This is a genomic window from Gordonia araii NBRC 100433, assembly GCF_000241265.1.
GTDB lineage: Bacteria > Actinomycetota > Actinomycetes > Mycobacteriales > Mycobacteriaceae > Gordonia > Gordonia araii.
The window spans coordinates 27,989-45,659 of sequence record NZ_BAEE01000011.1 but is presented as its reverse complement, the minus strand read 5'-3'; the positions used below and the strand labels follow the sequence as shown (position 1 = coordinate 45,659).

General features: G+C 69.3%; 16 protein-coding genes. 5 read left to right on the top strand and 11 right to left on the bottom strand.

Translation table 11 applies throughout. The features are described from left to right. Positions 1–2: 2 nt before the first annotated feature. Positions 3–8,087: a non-ribosomal peptide synthetase gene (locus tag GOARA_RS01520; protein WP_040521404.1), complete on the bottom strand. Its 8,085-nt coding sequence runs from the start codon at positions 8,085–8,087 to the stop codon at positions 3–5. A 250-nt stretch (positions 8,088–8,337) separates the two neighbouring features. Here GOARA_RS01520 and GOARA_RS18730 point away from each other — a divergent pair, with 250 nt between their 5' ends. The 5 genes from GOARA_RS18730 to GOARA_RS01495 are packed head-to-tail and all read left to right on the top strand — an operon-like array spanning position 8,338 to position 12,530. Further along, on the top strand, positions 8,338–9,807 hold the full coding sequence (locus GOARA_RS18730; RefSeq protein ID WP_007320510.1) for an ATP-binding cassette domain-containing protein: 1,470 nt from the start codon (positions 8,338–8,340) through the stop codon (positions 9,805–9,807). Positions 9,808–9,809: 2 nt separating this feature from the next. Further along, positions 9,810–10,628, top strand: coding sequence for an ABC transporter permease (locus GOARA_RS01510; protein ID WP_007320509.1), 819 nt, complete (start codon positions 9,810–9,812; stop codon positions 10,626–10,628). Beyond that, entirely contained in the window at positions 10,625–11,455 is an 831-nt protein-coding gene (locus GOARA_RS01505) for an ABC transporter permease (protein WP_007320508.1), read from the top strand. The genes GOARA_RS01510 and GOARA_RS01505 overlap by 4 nt, the downstream gene beginning before the upstream one ends. Before the next feature lie 25 nt (positions 11,456–11,480). Further along, positions 11,481–11,873, top strand: a complete 393-nt coding sequence (locus GOARA_RS01500; protein ID WP_007320507.1) for a PPOX class F420-dependent oxidoreductase — start codon at positions 11,481–11,483, stop codon at positions 11,871–11,873. 45 nt (positions 11,874–11,918) lie between these two features. Continuing rightward, entirely contained in the window at positions 11,919–12,530 is a 612-nt protein-coding gene (locus GOARA_RS01495) for a TIGR00645 family protein (protein WP_007320506.1), read from the top strand. A 143-nt stretch (positions 12,531–12,673) separates the two neighbouring features. On the opposite strand, the gene rpsQ is transcribed toward GOARA_RS01495, so the two are convergent. From rpsQ to rplC, 10 genes are read right to left on the bottom strand one after another with little or no spacing between them, the layout of a single operon-like run. Beyond that, a complete protein-coding gene (rpsQ, locus tag GOARA_RS01490; RefSeq protein ID WP_007320505.1) occupies positions 12,674–12,958 on the bottom strand; it encodes a 30S ribosomal protein S17 in 285 nt (94 codons plus the stop codon). Beyond that, positions 12,955–13,185 carry a 50S ribosomal protein L29 gene (gene rpmC, locus GOARA_RS01485; protein WP_007320504.1) on the bottom strand — a complete coding sequence of 77 codons (231 nt, stop codon included), beginning with the start codon at positions 13,183–13,185 and terminating at the stop codon, positions 12,955–12,957. Before rpmC ends, rpsQ begins: the two co-directional genes overlap by 4 nt. After that, positions 13,185–13,601 carry a 50S ribosomal protein L16 gene (gene rplP, locus GOARA_RS01480; RefSeq protein WP_007320503.1) on the bottom strand — a complete coding sequence of 139 codons (417 nt, stop codon included), beginning with the start codon at positions 13,599–13,601 and terminating at the stop codon, positions 13,185–13,187. The genes rpmC and rplP overlap by 1 nt, the downstream gene beginning before the upstream one ends. A gap of 2 nt (positions 13,602–13,603) precedes the next feature. Continuing rightward, positions 13,604–14,452 (bottom strand): 30S ribosomal protein S3, encoded by an 849-nt coding sequence (gene rpsC / locus GOARA_RS01475; RefSeq protein ID WP_007320502.1) that lies wholly within the window; start codon positions 14,450–14,452, stop codon positions 13,604–13,606. Then, a complete protein-coding gene (gene rplV, locus GOARA_RS01470) occupies positions 14,452–14,862 on the bottom strand; it encodes a 50S ribosomal protein L22 (protein WP_007320501.1) in 411 nt (136 codons plus the stop codon). The genes rpsC and rplV overlap by 1 nt, the downstream gene beginning before the upstream one ends. A 2-nt stretch (positions 14,863–14,864) precedes the next feature. Next, positions 14,865–15,146 (bottom strand): 30S ribosomal protein S19, encoded by a 282-nt coding sequence (gene rpsS, locus GOARA_RS01465; protein WP_006367915.1) that lies wholly within the window; start codon positions 15,144–15,146, stop codon positions 14,865–14,867. 17 nt (positions 15,147–15,163) lie between these two features. Continuing rightward, positions 15,164–16,003 carry a 50S ribosomal protein L2 gene (gene rplB, locus GOARA_RS01460; RefSeq protein WP_007320500.1) on the bottom strand — a complete coding sequence of 280 codons (840 nt, stop codon included), beginning with the start codon at positions 16,001–16,003 and terminating at the stop codon, positions 15,164–15,166. A 37-nt stretch (positions 16,004–16,040) separates the two neighbouring features. Beyond that, positions 16,041–16,346, bottom strand: coding sequence for a 50S ribosomal protein L23 (gene rplW, locus GOARA_RS01455; RefSeq protein ID WP_007320499.1), 306 nt, complete (start codon positions 16,344–16,346; stop codon positions 16,041–16,043). Between the two features lie 2 nt (positions 16,347–16,348). After that, a complete protein-coding gene (gene rplD, locus GOARA_RS01450) occupies positions 16,349–17,014 on the bottom strand; it encodes a 50S ribosomal protein L4 (protein ID WP_007320498.1) in 666 nt (221 codons plus the stop codon). After that, positions 17,011–17,670: a 50S ribosomal protein L3 gene (gene rplC, locus GOARA_RS01445; RefSeq protein WP_007320497.1), complete on the bottom strand. Its 660-nt coding sequence runs from the start codon at positions 17,668–17,670 to the stop codon at positions 17,011–17,013. The genes rplD and rplC overlap by 4 nt, the downstream gene beginning before the upstream one ends. Position 17,671 lies beyond the last annotated feature (1 nt).

The window sequence follows — 17,671 nt, the reverse complement described above, 5'->3', positions numbered from 1 at the left end:
CGTTAATCAGGGGTTCCTTCGTCCGTCGAGGCGGGCAGAGTTACAGCCGGGTTTTCGTCGGTTCTTCCGTCGACGTTACGGGCTCGGTCGCCGTCGTTGTACAAGACGTCGTCGCCGTTGCCGTGCAACACGTCGTCACAGTTGTGCCGCAGTTCGGTGAGCACCTGGTCCAACGCCTGCGGGCCGCCGACGGCCAATCCCGGCAACGCCGAGAAGAGTGCGGTCGTGAGTGCCGATCCGCCGTCCGAATCCGGCAGGACCGCGACCAGGGCGGCCGCACCCGCGGCCAACTCGCCCAGCGTGACCGAGGCGCCGTCCAGCTCGGTGGCGATCCGGTCCGGCGCCGAGGAGGCCGCCACGGCGACGGCCTGCGGCAGCGGGAGCGGCACCGACGTGTCGACGTCGGGGGCGGTCGGCCGCACGACGGTCTCCAAAGCGAGGTCGCCGACCGCGACGGCCGGGTTGTCGGCGACCGCTTCGAGGAGCGTGACGTACCAATCGGCGAACCGCCTGACCGTCTTCTCATCGAATAATTCGCTGGCGTAGGTCCAGGTCGCGCGGATCCCGCCGTCGACGCGGCCGGTGAGCGGATCACTGGGGAACAGGGTCAGCGCCAGGTCGGTCTGCACGGTGGCCGTCGGCACCGACTCCGGCTCGACGCGCAGACCGGCGAGCTCGACCGTCGGGAAGGCGAGGTTCTGGAAGGTGAACAACACCTGGAACAACGGGTTGTATCCGGCGGTGCTGCCGCGCCCGAGCGCGGTCACCACCTCCTCGAACGCCACGTCGGAATGCGCGAGGTCGGCGAGGTCGCTGCGCCGGACGGCCGTCACGAGATCCTCGAAGGGTTCGCCCGGTTCGACGGCGGTCCGCAACGCGATGGTGTTGACGAACATGCCGACGACGTCGTCGAGCGCCTGCGCGCCGCGGCCGGCGTAGGGAGTGCCCACCACGATGTCGGTCCGGCCGGCCACCTTGTGCAGCAGGGCGACCAGCGCGGCGTGGGTGACCATGAACAGCGTCGCGTTGTGAGCCCGGGCCGTTTCGGTCAATCGGTCGGCCAGCTCGGCGGGAATCTCGAACTCGACCACTCCGCCGGCGAAGGTCGGAGCCGCCGGGCGCGGCCGGTCGGTGGGAAGTCCCAGCAACTCGGGCGCACCGTCGAGACGGCCGGCCCAGTACGCCAGTTGACGCTCTCGTTCGGGCACCCCGTCGTCGCCGGCGATCGCCAGCCGCTCGGCGGTCCACATCGCGTAGTCGGCGAACTGCACCGGCAGTGGCTCCCAGCGCGGCGCGGCACCGCCGTGCCGGGCCTCGTAGGCCACCATCAGATCGCGGGCCAGCGGCGACATCGACGCTCCGTCGACGCTGATGTGGTGGACGACCAGCGAAATGATGTGCTCGTCCTCCGCCGTTCGCAGCAGTGCGGCACGGATCGGAACGGCCGCGGTGACGTCGAATCCGGTATCGGTCACGTTCGCCAGCGCGGCGGCGACGTCGTCGGCGCCGCCGGTCGTGAGGTCGGTGACCGGGAGGTCGACCTGGGCGGCGACGGCTTCGGTGCTCTCGATGACCTGCACCGGTACCCGGTTGATCATCGGGTACATGGTGCGCAGCGACTCGTGCCGGTCGATGACGTCGACGAGGGCCGCGCGCAGCGCTTCGACGTCGAGCGCCCCGGACAGTCGGAGCGTGAGGGCGACGTTGTAGGCCGAGGACTCCGGATCGGCCCGGTTGAGCAGCCACATGCCCCGCTGCGCCGCGGACACCGGCACCATGGCGGCGCGCGGCCGGGCGACGAGCGGCGGGGCCACCACGCCACGGTGCTCATCGGCGAGACGGGCGGCCAGCTCTGCCGGGGTCGGCGCCTCGAAGACCGCCTCCACCCCGACGGGCCGGTCGAGGGTCGCCGAGAGGCGCGCGGCCAGCTTCGCCGCCGAGAGCGAGTTGCCGCCGACTTCGAAGAACCCGCTCGTCACGCTGACCTGGTCGAGTCCGAGCACCGACGCGACGACGCCGGCGACCGTGGCCTCCAGTTCGGTGCGCGGGGCGACGTAGGCGGCGGTGGCGAACTCGATGGCCGGAAGCGCGGCGCGGTCGATCTTGCCGATCGGTGTCCGCGGGAACGTGTCGACCACTTTGACCGTCTGCGGCACCAGGTGATCGGGCAGGTGGTCGCGCGCGTAGGCCAGGAGCGCATCGGGAACGATCGTCTCGCCCGGCCGGGGGGCCACGTAGGTGGCCAGGACGGTGTCACCGGCCGGCCCGTTCACGCCCACCGACAGCGCGTTGGCGACCGTCGGGTGGGTTGCCAGAACCGCGTCGATCTCGCCCGGTTCGATGCGCAGGCCGCGGATCTTGAGCTGGAAGTCGCTTCGACCGTGGTAGACGAACTTGCCGTCGGCCCGACGGACGACTCGGTCGCCGGTCCGGTAGATGCGCTCGCCCGTGCCGAACGGGTCGGCGACGAACGCCGCAGCCGTCAGATCCGCGCGATTGCGGTAGCCGCGCGCGACCTGGATGCCGCTCAGGTATAGATCGCCGACGACGCCGGGCGGCGTCGGCCGCAGTCCGCTGTCGAGCACCAGTGCCCGCACACCGGGCAGCGCGGGCCCGATCGTGATGGGAGCGCCGACGGAGATCGGACCGTCGGCCGTCGCCCAGATGGTGAACTCGCTGGGCCCGTACAGGTTGAAGAACCGGCTGCGCTCCTCCCAGGTGCGGGCGAGTTCGTCGGGGCAGGCCTCGCCGGCGCTGAGGACGGTCGACAGCGTCGGAACCGCGGCCGGGTCGAGGGTGGCGAGCACGGTCGGCGTCATCACCGCGTGGGTCACCCCGCCGTCGGCGATCGTCTGCTCCAGCTCGGGGCCGGCGAAGCGGTCGGGGGCGGCGACGGCCAGGCGGGCACCCGCGCCGATCGCCATCGTCAGCTCGAACACCATGGCGTCGAAGGCCGGGGACGCCACGTGCAGGACGACCGATTCGCCGTCCAATCCGAGGATCGAGCGCTGATTGGCGATCAGGTTGGCCAATCCCCGATGGGTGACGTCGACGGCCTTCGGACGGCCGGTCGATCCCGAGGTGTAGATCAGGTAGGCGGTCTCGTCGAGATGGATCGGGCGGGGCAACTCGGCGTCGGCTACCGCGGTCGTCGGGTGACCGGCCAGGTGCAGCTCGGTCGACTCGTCCTGCAGCACCACCCAGTCGACGGTGTCGCCGGGCGCGGCGACCGCGGTGGTCGTGATCCCCAGTACGGCACCGCTGTCGGCGACCAGCGCCTCCTGCCGCCCGACCGGATTCTTCGGGTCGATGAAGACGAACGCCGCGCCGGTCACGGCGGTCGCCAGCATCGCGACCACTGAATCGACGGAACGCGGGATGCGCACGGCGACGGTCGTCGCGGGCCCGGCGCCACGGGCGATCAGTTCGCGGGCGAGCTGGTTGATGCGTGACGACGCCGCGGTGGCGGTCAGCGTCGCATCGCCGACCAGGAGAGCCTGATCGTCGCGGGCGCAGGCGGTGGCGAGCCATTCGGCGACGAAGGCCCGCAGCGTGCGCGGCGAAGCGACCGGCTCGACCGTGCCGACCGCGTCGGCGATCTGCCGGGGCGCGAGCAGGTCGATCCGGCCGACCGACAGGTCCGGGTGCTGTGCCATCGACGTCAGAACCCGCCGCAGGTAGTCGGCGAAGGACTCGACCGTGGCACGGTCGAACAGATCGGTGGCGTAGTTGAACTCGATGCCCATCCGGCCGGCGCCGACATACTCCGTCGCGGTCAGCGCCAAGTCGTACTTCGCGGCGGGCACGCGGGAGGAGATCACCTCGAAGCCGAGTTCGTGGTCGATCCCGGCGACCGCATCGGTGACCATCGTGAGCGCGACCTGAAAGATGGGGCTGTGGGCGAGGGTTCGGCTGGGCGCGACGGCGTCGACGACCTGCTCGAACGGGGTGGTCGCGTGCGCCAGCGCTTCGGCGCGGCCCTGTTGGGCGCGGCCGAGCAGTTCGCGCACGGTCAGTTCGGGCCTGATCGTCGACCGCAGGGCAACGGTGTTGACGAACATGCCGATCAGGTCGGCGACCTCCGGTTCGTCGCGTCCGGCGACGGCGGTGCCGATGACCACGTCGTCGCTGTCGGCGAGCCGCGACAACACCACGGCCAGCGCTGCCTCCACGACGCTGAACAGGGTGACGCCCGCTCCGGCGGCAAGGTCGCGCAGCGACGCGAGCACCGATTCGGAGAGCATCAGGTCGACGTAGTCCCCGCGGCCGGACGGGCGCCGCGGCCGGGGCCGGTCGGTGGGCAGGGTGATGACCTCGGGCGCGCCGTCGAGGCGCCGAGCCCAGTATTCGATCTCGCGGTGCGCCAGCGATGCGGGCTCGGCGGGGTCGCCGAGGAGTTCGTCGTACCAGAGGGCGTAGTCGGCGTACTGGACGGGCAGCGGCGGGAAGTACGGTGCGAACCCGTGGCGCCGCGCGTTGTAGGCGATCAGGACGTCGGCGATGAGCGGGCGCAGCGACGCCCCATCGCCGACGATGTGGTGCAGGACGACGACTAGCACGTTCGCGTCCGGACCGCGCAGCAGCACTGCGCGGAACGCGCCGCCGGCGAGATCGAACCCGGTCGACGCGGTGCGAGCGACCGCGGCGTCGACATCGTCGGTCTCGACGACGCCGACCACCGCGTCGGGGGTCACCGTCTCGACGGGGTCGATCACCTGGGTCGGCTCGCCGTCGACCTCCACGAACCGGGTGCGCAACGACTCGTGGCGAATGACCACGTCGGCGATCGCCTGCCGCAGAGCGGCGAAGTCGACCTCGGGCCCGAGTCGGACCGCGCCGGGCATGTTGTAGGCGGCCGAGTCGGGATCGAGCCGGTTGATGAACCACAGTCTGGTCTGCGCGGCCGACACCGGAATCGTGTCGGGCCGCTCGGCGGCGGTGAGCCGCGGGTGCTGCGCCGCCGAGTCGGTATCGGCTGCCCGCGCGAGTGCGGCGACGTCGGGGCCGGCGAAGATCGCGGTGAGCGGGACCTCCAGGTCGTCGCGGGTCCGCAACTGGGTCGCCAGCCGCGCGGCCGCCAGCGAGTCGGCCCCGAGGGCGAACAGGTTGTCGCGCAAGCCGACCCGTTCCAGCCCTAGGACCTCCTCGATCCGGTTGGCGATCTTCTTCTCCACCTCCGAGACCGGTGCGACGTAGTCGACCGCGGCCCGGTCGACGATCGTGGGCTCGGGCAGCGCGCGGCGGTCCAGCTTGCCCGACGACGTCGTCGGGAACTCGTCGAGAGCGACGACGGCGGCGGGCACCATGTGCGCGGGCAGCGTCGCGGTGCAGTGCTTCTCGAGCCGGTCGACCAGTTCCGGGTCCGCGTGCGGAGCACGGACGTAGGCGACCACGCTGGTCCCGGAGTCGAGTTCCCGGACCACCGAGGCCGCCGAGTCGACGGCGGGGTCGGCCAGCAGCACCGACTCGATCTCGCCCAGTTCGACGCGCTGGCCGCGGATCTTCACCTGGAAGTCCACGCGCCCCAGGTATTCCAGGTTGCCGTCGTCGCGCCACCGGACGAGGTCTCCGGTGCGGTACATGCGCTCGCCGTCGGCGTAGGGGTGCGCGACGAACCGCTCGGCGGTCAGCCCGGGCTGGCCGATATAACCGTGGGCCACCTGCGAACCGCACAGGTACATCTCCCCGACCGCGCCCACCGGCAGCCGTCGCAGGTGCTTGTCGAGCACCAGGATCTCGGTGTTCGCGACGGGCCGCCCGATCGGGACGCCGCCGGCGTCCTCGACGCCGGCGACCCGGTACGCGGTGACCTCGACGGCGGCCTCGGTGGGGCCGTAGAGGTTGAGCAGCTCGACGTCGCCGCAGTCGCGCACGCCGCCGGCGAGCTCCCACGTCAGGGCCTCGCCCGAGGTGATGATCCGGCGGAGCGAAGGCGGCAGGCCGGTGCCGGCCGAGGACGAGGTACCCACCGCCTCGAGGAACACGTCGAGCATCGACGGCACGAAATGGGTGACGGTCACCTCCCGCTCCGCCATCAGCGCCTTCAGATACTCCGGGTCGCGATGCCCTCCCGGCCGGGCGATCACCATGCGCGCACCGACCTGCAGCGGACCGAACAGCTCTCCGACGGACACGTCGAAGGTGATGGGGGTCTTGTAGAGCACCGCGTCGGCCGGACTGAGCGGGTGGTCTTCGCGCATCCAGGCAAGGCGGTTGACCACGGCCGCCATCCCCACTTCGACGCCCTTCGGCGTGCCGGTCGAGCCGGAGGTGAAGATGACGTAGGGCGGGCTGCCCGTCCCCGCGAGAGGTTCGGGAGGTTCCGCGGGCGCAGCGGTCGGCGAGAAGTCGTTGTCGGTGAGGAACCGCTCGTCGACGGTGACCGTCGGTCTCGCCGCGGCCAAGACGGATTCGCGTCGGGCGGCGGGGTCCTGCGGGTCGATCGGGACATAGGCCGCGCCGAGGGTCACCACCGCGTAGACGGCGGCGACCTGGGCGATTCCGCGTTCCAGGACGACGGCGACGCGGTCGCCGGTGCCGACGCCGTGTTCCCGCAGGAGACGGGCCGTCGCCGAGCGGATCGCGTCGAATTCGGCGTAGGTGTATTCGGCATCGCCGTCGCAGACGGCGATCGCGTCGGGCGTCGAGCGCACCTGCGCGACGAAGCGGTCCAAGAGATGCTCGTCGGCGACCTCGCGCGCCGGTCCGCGCTCGAATTCCCGCAGCCTCGCCTCCTCCCCGGGCAGCAGCAGCGGCAACGCCCGCACCGGCGCGGCGGCGTCAGCCACGAACCCTTCGACGAAGGCCATGAACCGGCGGTGGTGGATGTCCATCTCGGCCTGGGTGTAGCGGTAGGGGTTGCCGTGCAGGTCGACGACCAACGGCGCACTCGGACTGGCCTGGTACAGGTTCACCAGCAGGTCTTCGAGGATCCCGGACGCCAGGATGCGGTAATCGACGGTGGCGCCGTCGATCTCGATCGGCGCGTCGAAGAACACCATGTTGATGGTCGGGCCGAAACCGACGGCGTCGGTGTCGAGCCCCGCGTCGCGACGGATGTCGTCGGACCGGTAACGCTGGTGGCGCAGCGCGCCGGTCATCTCGACCTGGACCGAACGGACCAGGTCGGCCACCGTCACTCCCGCGAGACCCTTCATCCGGACGGGAAGGATGTTGGACAGCATGCCGCCGGCCCGTTTGATCTTCGCGGTGGCCCGGCCGGTCACCGGCAGGCTGATGAGCACGTCGTCGTTGCCGGTCATGCGGTAGAGGAAAGCGCCGTACGCGGCGGCCAGCACCATCGCCATCGAGCTGTTGAGATCGGCGGCGACCTGCTCGACCCGCGCCTGCACCTCCGGCGTCAGCGCGCTGCTCGCGACGATGTTCTGCGGGGCCAGGCCGGTCGCCGCCGGTCGCCGGCTCAGGGTCACGCGCTCCGGCAGATCCGCCATCACCTCGCGCCAGTGTGCGCCGTCGCTCTCCCGGCGGGAGCTCTCCTGGTACTTCTGCTCGTCCGCGACGATCTCGGTCATCGTGGCGCCCGGCTTCTCCGCCAGCTCCATGCCCCGGCGCGCGGCGTTGTACCGGTCGACGGTCATCCGCACCATGGTCAGCGCCGCGTAACCGTCGATGACGATGTGGTGGCCGCGGCCGTACCAGAAGGTGCGATCGTCAGCGATCCGGATGAGCTTGGCGACCACCGGGTCGTCCCGGTAGAGATCGATCGGCCGCTGGTATTCGGCCTTCATCCAGTCCAGCGCCGCCGTCTCGGGGTCCGCCTCGTCGCGGAAGTCCAGGATCTCGACCGAATAGTCCAGGTCGAGATCGACGACCTGTCCCGGCGTGCCGTCGGGGTAGTCCACGACGCGCACGTACGGGGACTCGAGGACCTGGCACGCCGCCTTGGTGCAGTCGGCGAACAACTTGTGGTCGAAAGCTCCCGGTTCGTACCGCAGATCGAGGTACTGCGCGACGTTCACCGAATAGTCCGGCGAGAGGTTCTCGGCGAACCACATCCCGCGCTGCGCCGGGGTCAGCGGGAGGATATCCGACGAACCCACGGCATCTCCGTGCGTGCGCTGCGACATCACCCCGACCTCCTAACGCGCGTCAATGAAGTATTTCGCGTTCACCTGCCCGGTTGTTACCCAACCCGACGGCGACCGCCGCGAGTGTCACCGCAGCCTTTTACCCAGGCAACGCTAACGTGGTCCTCACGGGTCACACCCGTAGCGGCGTCGCACTTGGGCCGAACGAACGACCGAGTATACCGACGGTAACGGTGCGACCGCCGACATCGAAAAGCGTCACGCAGCCGATCACCGAGGGGGAGCGACCATGGCAGGCGACGAGGAGGTCGGTGGCTGGGTCGTGTACGACCGTTCCGACGCCGAGCCTACGCCGAACACCCCTCCGCGGATTCAGTGGCATGTGGAATCGGCCGCGACGCGGCAGCCGGTGTCCGGGGCCCAGCGTCAGGTCGGCGATCCGTGGGCCGCCGAGGCCCCGGCCGCCCCGGCCTTCATCGACGATGCGCCGACGGTGCCGATCCGCCCGGCCGTCCCGCGGCCGACCAACATCACGCCGTCGAGCCCGGTGACGCGCACCGGGAGACACGCCCGCGTGGAGGTGCCCGAACAACCCGAGCCGGTGTCCTCGCCGAACATCACGCCGGTCGCCGCCGATGCGCCCGAGGTCTACGACGACTACTACGGCAGCGAGCCGGTCACCGAGATCCCGGCCGAGCCGCCGTCCGGTCCCCCGTCTGCCCCGATATCGACCGGGTGGCTCGTCGAGCAGACGCCCGTCCCGCCGCGCACCTCGGCATCCCGCGTCGCCCGTACCCGTGTCCCGCTCAGCGCCCCGGCGATCGAGGCCACCGGCCTGACCAAGTCCTTCGACGGCCAGATCGCGGTCGACGGCGTCACGTTTTCCGTCGCCTCCGGCTCTGTGCTCGCCCTCCTCGGCCCGAACGGCGCAGGCAAGACCACCACCGTCAACCTGTTGACGACACTGCTCAAGCCCGATTCCGGCTCCGCCAGCGTCGCCGGCCACGACGTCGTGAAGGCGGGCGGAGAGGTCCGCAGGCGCATCGCTCTGACCGGCCAGTTCGCCGCGCTCGACGAGTCCCTCAGCGGGCGGGAGAACCTCGTCCTGTTCGGCCGGCTCCACGGACTGCGCAAGGCGCAGGCCCAGCAGCGTGCCGACGAGTTGCTCGCCCAGTTCGACCTCGTCGAAGCCGGAGCCAAGCGCGTCTCGGAGTATTCCGGGGGGATGCGTCGCCGCGTCGACCTGGCATGCGGGCTCGTGACGTCGCCGGAGGTGGTGTTCCTCGACGAGCCGACCACCGGTCTGGATCCGCGCAGCCGGCAGGACGTGTGGAATCTGGTGGAACGCCTGCGCGAGCAGGGCGTGACCATCCTGCTGACCACCCAGTACCTGGAGGAGGCCGACCTCCTCTCCGACGAGATCGTCGTGATCGATCACGGGCGGATCATCGCGGCGGGCACGGCCGAGCAACTCAAGAACCAGACCGGCAGCTCCTACTGCCAGGTCACGCCCGCGCACCTCACCGAGCTTCGCCACCTGGAGTCGGTGCTGGCCGATCTACTCGGACACACCGGTCACCGCGACGACGTCTCACTCTCGGTACCGGCGCCGTCGGGCACCGACGTCTTGGTGGAGATCGTCCGGCGCACCACCGACGCCGGTATCGAGCTGGCCGACATCACCATGCGGCGCCCCTCGCTCGACGACGTCTTCCTCGCGCTGACCGGGCCGGGCAACCAGCCCCCGGGGACTCGATAGCCGTGGCCATCGCCGCACCGCCGGTGTCGGACGGATCGGTCCTCGTCCGGGGGGCCGACGTCACGCCCAACGCCGCGCGCCAATGGTGGACGCTGTCCGCGCGGGCCATGCGCAAGGTCGTGGTCAGCGGCGAGATCGTGTTCGCGTTCGTCTCCCCCGCCTTCCTGGCGGTGTGCTTCTACCTTCCGCTGCGCAGCGTCATGGATGCGCCCGGCATGGACTACGCGCAGTTCCTCACGCCGATCATCCTGCTTCAATCCGTCGCCTTCACCGCGTCGGCCGCCGCGGCACGGTCCTCGATCGACCGCACGACCGGTATCACCGCGCGCTTCCAGTCACTGCCCATGCACTCGCTGGTACCGCCGGCCGCACGGTTCACCGCGAACCTGCTGATGCTGGCAGTCTCGCTGGTGTGCGGTGTGGCCGTTGTCCTCCTCATCGGCTGGCGCCCGCACGGCGGTGTCACCGGCACCGTCGCGCTGCTCGCGCTGGCGGCCGCGATCGGGGCGCTGGCGTTCACCATCGGCGACGCTCTCGGCATCCTCGCGCCGTCCCCGCAGGCCACCAGCCAGATCCTCACCCTGCCGATCCTGATTCTGGGCATGGTGTCCACCGGCTTCGTCCCGGCCGAGCGGTTTCCGGCGTGGATCCGCGGATTCGCCGAGCACCAGCCGATCTCGGTGTGGGCCGAGGCCATGCGCGAATTCGACAGCGCGGGGTCGGCGACCCGGGCCGGCGCCGCCGTCGCGTGGGTGGCCGGCCTGGCCGTGCTCGCCGCGGCCCTCACCTTCTTCGCGGCGCGGAAGGGGCGTCGGCGATGACGCAACCGACGAGCATCGGACGGGTCGCTGCCGGTCCACCGGCGGCTCCAGCACCGCGCGGCTGGATGTCGCAGACGTGGATCCTCACCGGCCGCCAGGTCATGGTGTGGCTGCGCGACCCGTTCACCCTCATCTCCGCGCTGGTCAGCCCGCTGCTGGCGCTGATCCTGTTCAAGGTGGTGCTCGGGGACGTCATCGGCTCGGCGACCGGGCAGGACAGCGCCTTCGGCACGGTGCCGATGGTCATTCTGATCAGTGCGATGTTCGGCTCCATCGCCGCTGCCGTGCGGTTGAACACCGAACGCAGCACCGGCCTCCTGGCCAGGCTGGCGACGCTGCCGATCAACCGGACCGCCGATCTCAGCTCGCGGGTCGCCGCGGAACTCGTCCGGATCGTCATCACCACCGGCATTCTTCTCGTCGCCGGCTACGCGATCGGGTTCCGCTTCACGCAGGGGTTCCTCCCGGTGCTCGGAATCTTCGGCGTCGCCCTGCTCTTCGGCGGCATGTTCGCCGTGCTGGTCCTCGCGCTGGCGGTCACCTTCCCGCCCGGCGGGCCCATCGTGCCGCTGCTGTCACTGCTCTGCAGTGTCCTCATGTTCTTCAACTCCGGCTTCGCCCCCGCCGACGGATACCCGGGCTGGCTGCAGCCGCTGGTGCGCTACCAGCCGATGACACCGGCCATCGAGGTCATGCGCAACCTCGCCGCGGGTGGACCCGTCGCCGGTAACCTCCTCATCGTCGTCGCATGGGCGATCGCGCTGGTCGCGGTCTTCGCCTATCCGGCCCTGCGCGGCTACGCCAAGGCGGCGACCTCGCGGAACTGATTCATCGTCGGGAATAATCGAGAACATGTCACCGACCTTCGACGACGTCGCCCGCTCGCAATACGTCAGCCTGACCACCTTCACCAAGGACGGCCGGCCCAAACCGACCGCGGTGTGGATCGCGCCGTCGCCGGCCGACGACGGCGCGGCGTGGGTGATCTCCGAATCGTCCGCGTGGAAGGTGAAGCGCATCCGCAACACCCCGCGCGTCACGATCGCCGCCTGCGACGTGCGCGGCAAGGTCAAGGGCGAACCGGTCGAGGCCGTCGCGCGTCTGCTCGACCCCGCGCAGAACAATGACGTCTACGGCGCGATCAACCGACGCTACGGATTGATCGGACGCGGTTTCACCTTCTTCTCCAAGCTGCGGGGCGGGGCGAAGAACAACATCGGGATCGAGTTGCGCGCAGCCGAATGACAAGCACGCACCGACGCTGATCCGTCGGCTACGCTGTTCGACGTTATGGAAACCGCTCCTCCGCAAATCTCCCCGAGGCACCCAGCCCAGGAATCCTTCGTCCGCTTCATCGGGTCGTCGATCTTCGTCAGCCGCTGGCTGCAAGCACCGCTCTACATCGGCCTCATCGTCGCCCAAGCCGTGTACGTGGTGGTGTTCTGGAAAGAACTCATCCACCTGGTGACCGACTTCGGAAGCCTCTCCGAAGAGCAGGTCATGCTCATCGTGCTCGGCCTCGTCGACGTGGTCATGATCGCGAACCTGCTCATCATGGTCATCATCGGCGGCTACGAGACCTTCGTCTCGCGCATCGGCATGGAGAGCCACCCCGACAAGCCCGAGTGGCTTTCACACGTCAACCCGAACGTGCTGAAGGTGAAGCTGGCGATGTCGATCATCGGCATCTCGTCGATCCACCTTCTCAAGTCGTTCATCGAGGCCGGCGCCACGGTCAACACGCCGCACGGCACGGACAAGCTGATGTGGCAGACGATCATCCATATGGCATTCATCCTCTCGGCGATCGGCCTGGCCTACGTCGACTGGCTCTCCGCCAAGGCGGCGACGATCAACCACACGTCGGCCAACATCGTCGACGACCCGTCGCCGACCGACTAAAAACGTCGTCTGGGCGCCCATCAGTGGTCACTATGACCACGACACCGGCCACAGCGGACGAAATTGTCGGCCTGCCAACGACAACCGGCCCGCCTCCCTCAGGGGGAAGCGGGCCGGTTGTAGTCTCGGCGGTACCAGCTGGCCTACTTGGCCTTCTCCAGCACCTCCACCAGGCGCCAGCGCTTGGTCGCGCTCAGCGGGCGGGTCTCCATGAGTCGCACGCGGTCGCCGACACCGGCGTCCCCGTTCTCGTCGTGGGCCTTCACCTTGCTGGTGGTGCGGATGATCTTGCCGTACAGCGGGTGGCTCTTGCGGTCCTCCAGCTCGACGACGATCGTCTTCTGCATCTTGTCGCTGACCACGTAGCCGATCCGCTCTTTGCGGCTGGCCCGGGTCTCTTCGGTCGTCACGTTCTTGTCCTCACTCATGCGTCAGCCTCCGGCCCGCCCGCGAGCCCGAGCTCGCGCTCGCGCATGACGGTGTAGATACGGGCGATCTCGCGACGCACGACGCGCAACCGGCGGTTGTTGTCGAGCGAACCGGTCGCCGTCTGGAAGCGAAGGTTGAACAGCTCTTCCTTCGACTCCTTGAGGCGAGCGATCAGCTCAGCGTCGTCGAGCTCGCGCAGTTCGGTAGCAGCAGTTCCCAGTGCCATCAGAAGCGCTCCTCTCGCGTCACGATACGGGTCTTGATCGGGAGCTTGTGCTGCGCGCGGCGCAGGGCCTCGCGGGCAATCTCCTCGTTGGGGTAGGTCATCTCGAAGAGCACGCGGCCCGGCTTCACCGGGGCCACCCACCACTCCGGCGAACCCTTACCGGAACCCATGCGGGTCTCGGCGGGCTTCTTCGTCAGCGGACGGTCGGGGAAGATGTTGATCCACACCTTGCCGCCACGCTTGATGTGCCGGTTGATGGCGATACGCGCAGATTCGATCTGACGGTTCGTGATGTACGCACCCTCGAGCGCCTGGATGCCGTAGTCGCCGAAGGTCACCTTGGTGCCGCCGGAGGCTCGCCCCTTGAGGCTCGGGTGGTGCTGCTTGCGGTGTTTAACCCGACGTGGGATCAACATGGCTAGCTCTCCTGGTTCTCCTGCGCGGACGCAGGCTCGGTCGCGGGCGCAGCCTCGACCGCAACGTCAGCACCCTCGGCGACGGCGGACTCTGCCGCACGCCCCGCCTCGGTGCTGGTCGCCGTGGTGCCCGAGGCACCGCTGCGACGCGGACGGCTGGGACGGCGCGAACGACGGTCGTCACCGGCCGGAGCGGCGGCAGCGGCTGCCAGCTCGCGGCGGCCACCGACGACGTCGCCCTTGTAGATCCAGACCTTCACGCCTATGCGGCCGAAGGTGGTCTTGGCCTCGTACAGGCCGTAGTCGATGTCGGCGCGCAAGGTGTGCAGCGGAACGCGGCCTTCGCGGTAGAACTCGCTACGGCTCATCTCGGCACCGCCGAGGCGGCCCGAGCACTGGACACGGATGCCCTTGACGTTCGGCTGACGCATCGCCGACTGGATCGCCTTGCGCATCGCACGGCGGAACGCCACGCGGTTGCTCAGCTGCTCGGCGACACCCTGGGCGACGAGCTGAGCCTGCGACTCGGCGTTCTTCACCTCGAGGATGTTCAGCTGCACCTGCTTGCCGGTGAGCTTCTCCAGGTCGCCGCGGATGCGATCGGCCTCGGCGCCGCGGCGGCCGATGACGATGCCCGGACGAGCGGTGTGGATGTCGACGCGGACGCGGTCACGCGTGCGCTCGATCTCCACCTTGGCGATGCCGGCCCGCTCGAGCCCCGTCGAAAGGAGCTTGCGGATGGCGACGTCTTCCTTCACGTACTCCGCGTACTGCTTGTCGGCGTACCAACGCGAGCTCCAGTCGGTGGTGATGCCCAGACGGAAGCCGTGGGGGTTGATTTTCTGACCCACTACTGGGCTCCCTTCTTGGGCTGGCGCGACCGGGCACGTCCGCCGGCGGACGCGTCAGAGATGCTCTCGACGATCACGGTGATGTGGCTCGTGCGCTTGCGGATGCGGAACGCACGTCCCTGGGCACGCGGCTGGAACCGCTTCATGGTCGGGCCCTCGTCGGCGAACGCCTCGGCGACGACCAGGGTCCGGCGGTCCAGATCCTGGTTGTTCTCGGCGTTGGCGATCGCGGACTCGAGCACCTTGTACACGGGCTCGCTCGCGGCCTGGGGCGCGAAGCGCAGGATGTCCAGCGCTTCGTCGACCTTCTTGCCGCGAACCAGCGCGAGCACGCGACGCGCCTTCATCGGCGTCGTGCGCACGAACCGGGCGGTGGCCCGGGCCTGCGGGTTGTCAGTCTTGGTAGTCATGGTTACCGGCGCTTCGCTTTCCGGTCATCCTTGATGTGACCTTTGAACGTACGGGTCGGGGCGAACTCGCCCAGCTTGTGGCCGACCATGTTGTCCGAGACGAACACCGGCACGTGCTTGCGACCGTCGTGGACGGCGAAGGTGTGACCGATGAAGTCGGGGATGATGGTCGAGCGGCGCGACCAGGTCTTGATGACCTGCTTGGTGCCCTTCTCGTTCTGCGCGTCCACCTTCGCGAGGAGGTGGTCGTCGACGAACGGGCCCTTCTTGAGGCTGCGTGGCATTCTCTAACTCCCTCCTGTTATCGCTTGTTCTTGCCGGTGCGACGGCGCCGGACGATGAGCTTGTCGCTCGCCTTGTTCTTCTTACGGGTGCGGCCCTCGGGCTTGCCCCACGGGCTGACCGGGTGACGGCCACCGGAGGTCTTGCCCTCACCACCGCCGTGCGGGTGATCGACCGGGTTCATGACGACACCGCGGACGGTCGGGCGCTTGCCCTTCCACCGCATACGGCCGGCCTTGCCCCAGTTGATGTTGCTCTGCTCGGCGTTGCCGACCTCGCCGACGGTGGCGCGGCAGCGCACGTCGACGCGGCGGATCTCACCCGACGGCATGCGCAGGGTCGCGTACGGACCCTCCTTGCCGAGGAGCTGGATCGAGGCGCCGGCGCTGCGGGCCATCTTGGCCCCGCCGCCCGGGCGCAGCTCCACCGCGTGCACGACCGTACCGGTCGGGATGTTGCGCAGCGGCAGGTTGTTGCCCGGCTTGATGTCGGCGTTGGGGCCGCTCTCGACGACGTCGCCCTGGTTCAGACCCTTCGGCGCGATGATGTAGCGCTTCTCGCCGTCCAGGTAGTGCAGCAGCGCGATGCGCGCGGTGCGGTTGGGGTCGTACTCGATGTGCGCGACCTTGGCGTTGACGCCGTCCTTGTCGTTGCGACGGAAGTCGATCAGCCGGTAGGCGCGCTTGTGCCCGCCACCCTTGTGGCGCGTGGTGATGCGTCCGTGCGCGTTACGGCCTCCGCGGCCGTGCAGCGGGCGCACCAGCGACTTCTCCGGGTGATCACGGGTGACCTCCGCGAAGTCCGCGCCGCTCGCACCGCGACGACCCGGTGTCGTCGGCTTGTACTTACGAATTGCCATGAGTCAAAGTCCTCTACTCGTCTCCGGTTCCGGCCGCCTACGCGCCCGGGCTCCCGAAGATCTCGATCGGCTTGCTGCCTTCGGCCAGGGTCACGATCGCGCGCTTGGTCGACTTGCGCTGACCGAAGCCGCCGCGGGAGCGCTTGCGCTTGCCCTGACGGTTCGCGGTGTTCACGCTCGCCACCTTCACGTCGAAGATCTTCTCGACCGCGATCTTGATCTCGGTCTTGTTCGACGACGGCGCCACCAGGAAGGTGTAGACGTTGTCCTCGATCAGCCCGTAGGCCTTCTCCGAGATCACCGGCGCCAGGATGATGTCACGCGGATCTGCGTGCGTAGCCATGCCTAGGCCTCCTCTTTCTTGCCTTGGTTGCCCTCGATGAAGGCGTTCAGCGTCTCGACGGTGAACACGACCTCGTCGGAGTCCAGCACGTCGTAGGTGTTCAGCTGGTCCGGCGCGATCGGCGCGACGTTGCGCAGGTTCGAGACGCTGCGCCAGGCGGCGTCGTCCTCGCGTGACAGCACGACGAGGAACTTGCGACGGTCGCTGAGCAGCTCCAGGAACTTGCGGGCCGCCTTGGTCGACGGCGTCTGGCCGCTGACCAATTCGGTGATCACGTGGATGCGGTCGTTGCGCGCCCGGTCGGAGAGGGCGCCGCGCAGTGCGGCGGCCTTCATCTTCTTGGGGGTGCGCTGGCTGTAGTCGCGCGGCTGCGGGCCGTGGACGGTGCCACCGCCGGCGAACTGCGGCGCCCGGTTCGAACCCTGACGCGCACGGCCGGTGCCCTTCTGGCGGTACGGCTTGGCGCCACCGCCGCGGACCTCGCCGCGGGTCTTCGTCGAGTGGGTGCCCTGGCGCGCGGCGGCCTGCTGGGCCACCACGACCTGGTGCATCAACGCGATGTTCGCCGGGGCGTCGAAGATCTCCGCGGGAAGCTCGACCTTGCCGTCGGTCTTGCCGTCGGCGGTCTTGACGTCCAGCTTCAGGTTGGTCTTGGTCTCGGTGCTCACTTGGCTGCACCACCCTTCACGGCATCACGCACGACCACGATGCCGCCCTTGCGGCCGGGGATCGCGCCCTTGATCAAAAGCAGACCGGCCTCGGTGTCCACCTTGTGGACGGTGAGGTTCTGCGTGGTCACCTTGTCGTTGCCCATCCGGCCGGCCATGCGCATGCCCTTGAACACGCGGCCCGGGGTGGCGCAGCCACCGATCGAGCCCGGCGCGCGGTGCACGCGGTGCGCACCGTGGCTGGCACCCAGGCCGGCGAAGCCGTGGCGCTTCATGACGCCGGCGAAGCCCTTGCCCTTGGAGGTGCCGGTCACGTCGACCAGCGCGCCATCGGCGAACAGCTCGGCGGTCAGTTCCTGACCGATCTCGAACTCGCTCGCGTCGGCGACGCGGATCTCCGCGACGTGGCGGCGCGGGGTGACCCCGGCCTTGCTGAACTGGCCCGCGACCGGCTTGGTCACCTTGCGGGGGTCGATGGCCCCGTAGGCGACCTGCACGGCGGTGTAACCGTCGCGCTCGGCGGTGCGGATCTGGGTGATCACGTTCGGTCCGGCCTGGACCACGGTCACCGGGACAACTCGGTTGTTCTCGTCGAACACCTGGGTCATGCCGAGCTTGGTGCCCAACAGACCCTTCGTGCTGCTCTGATTCGTCATT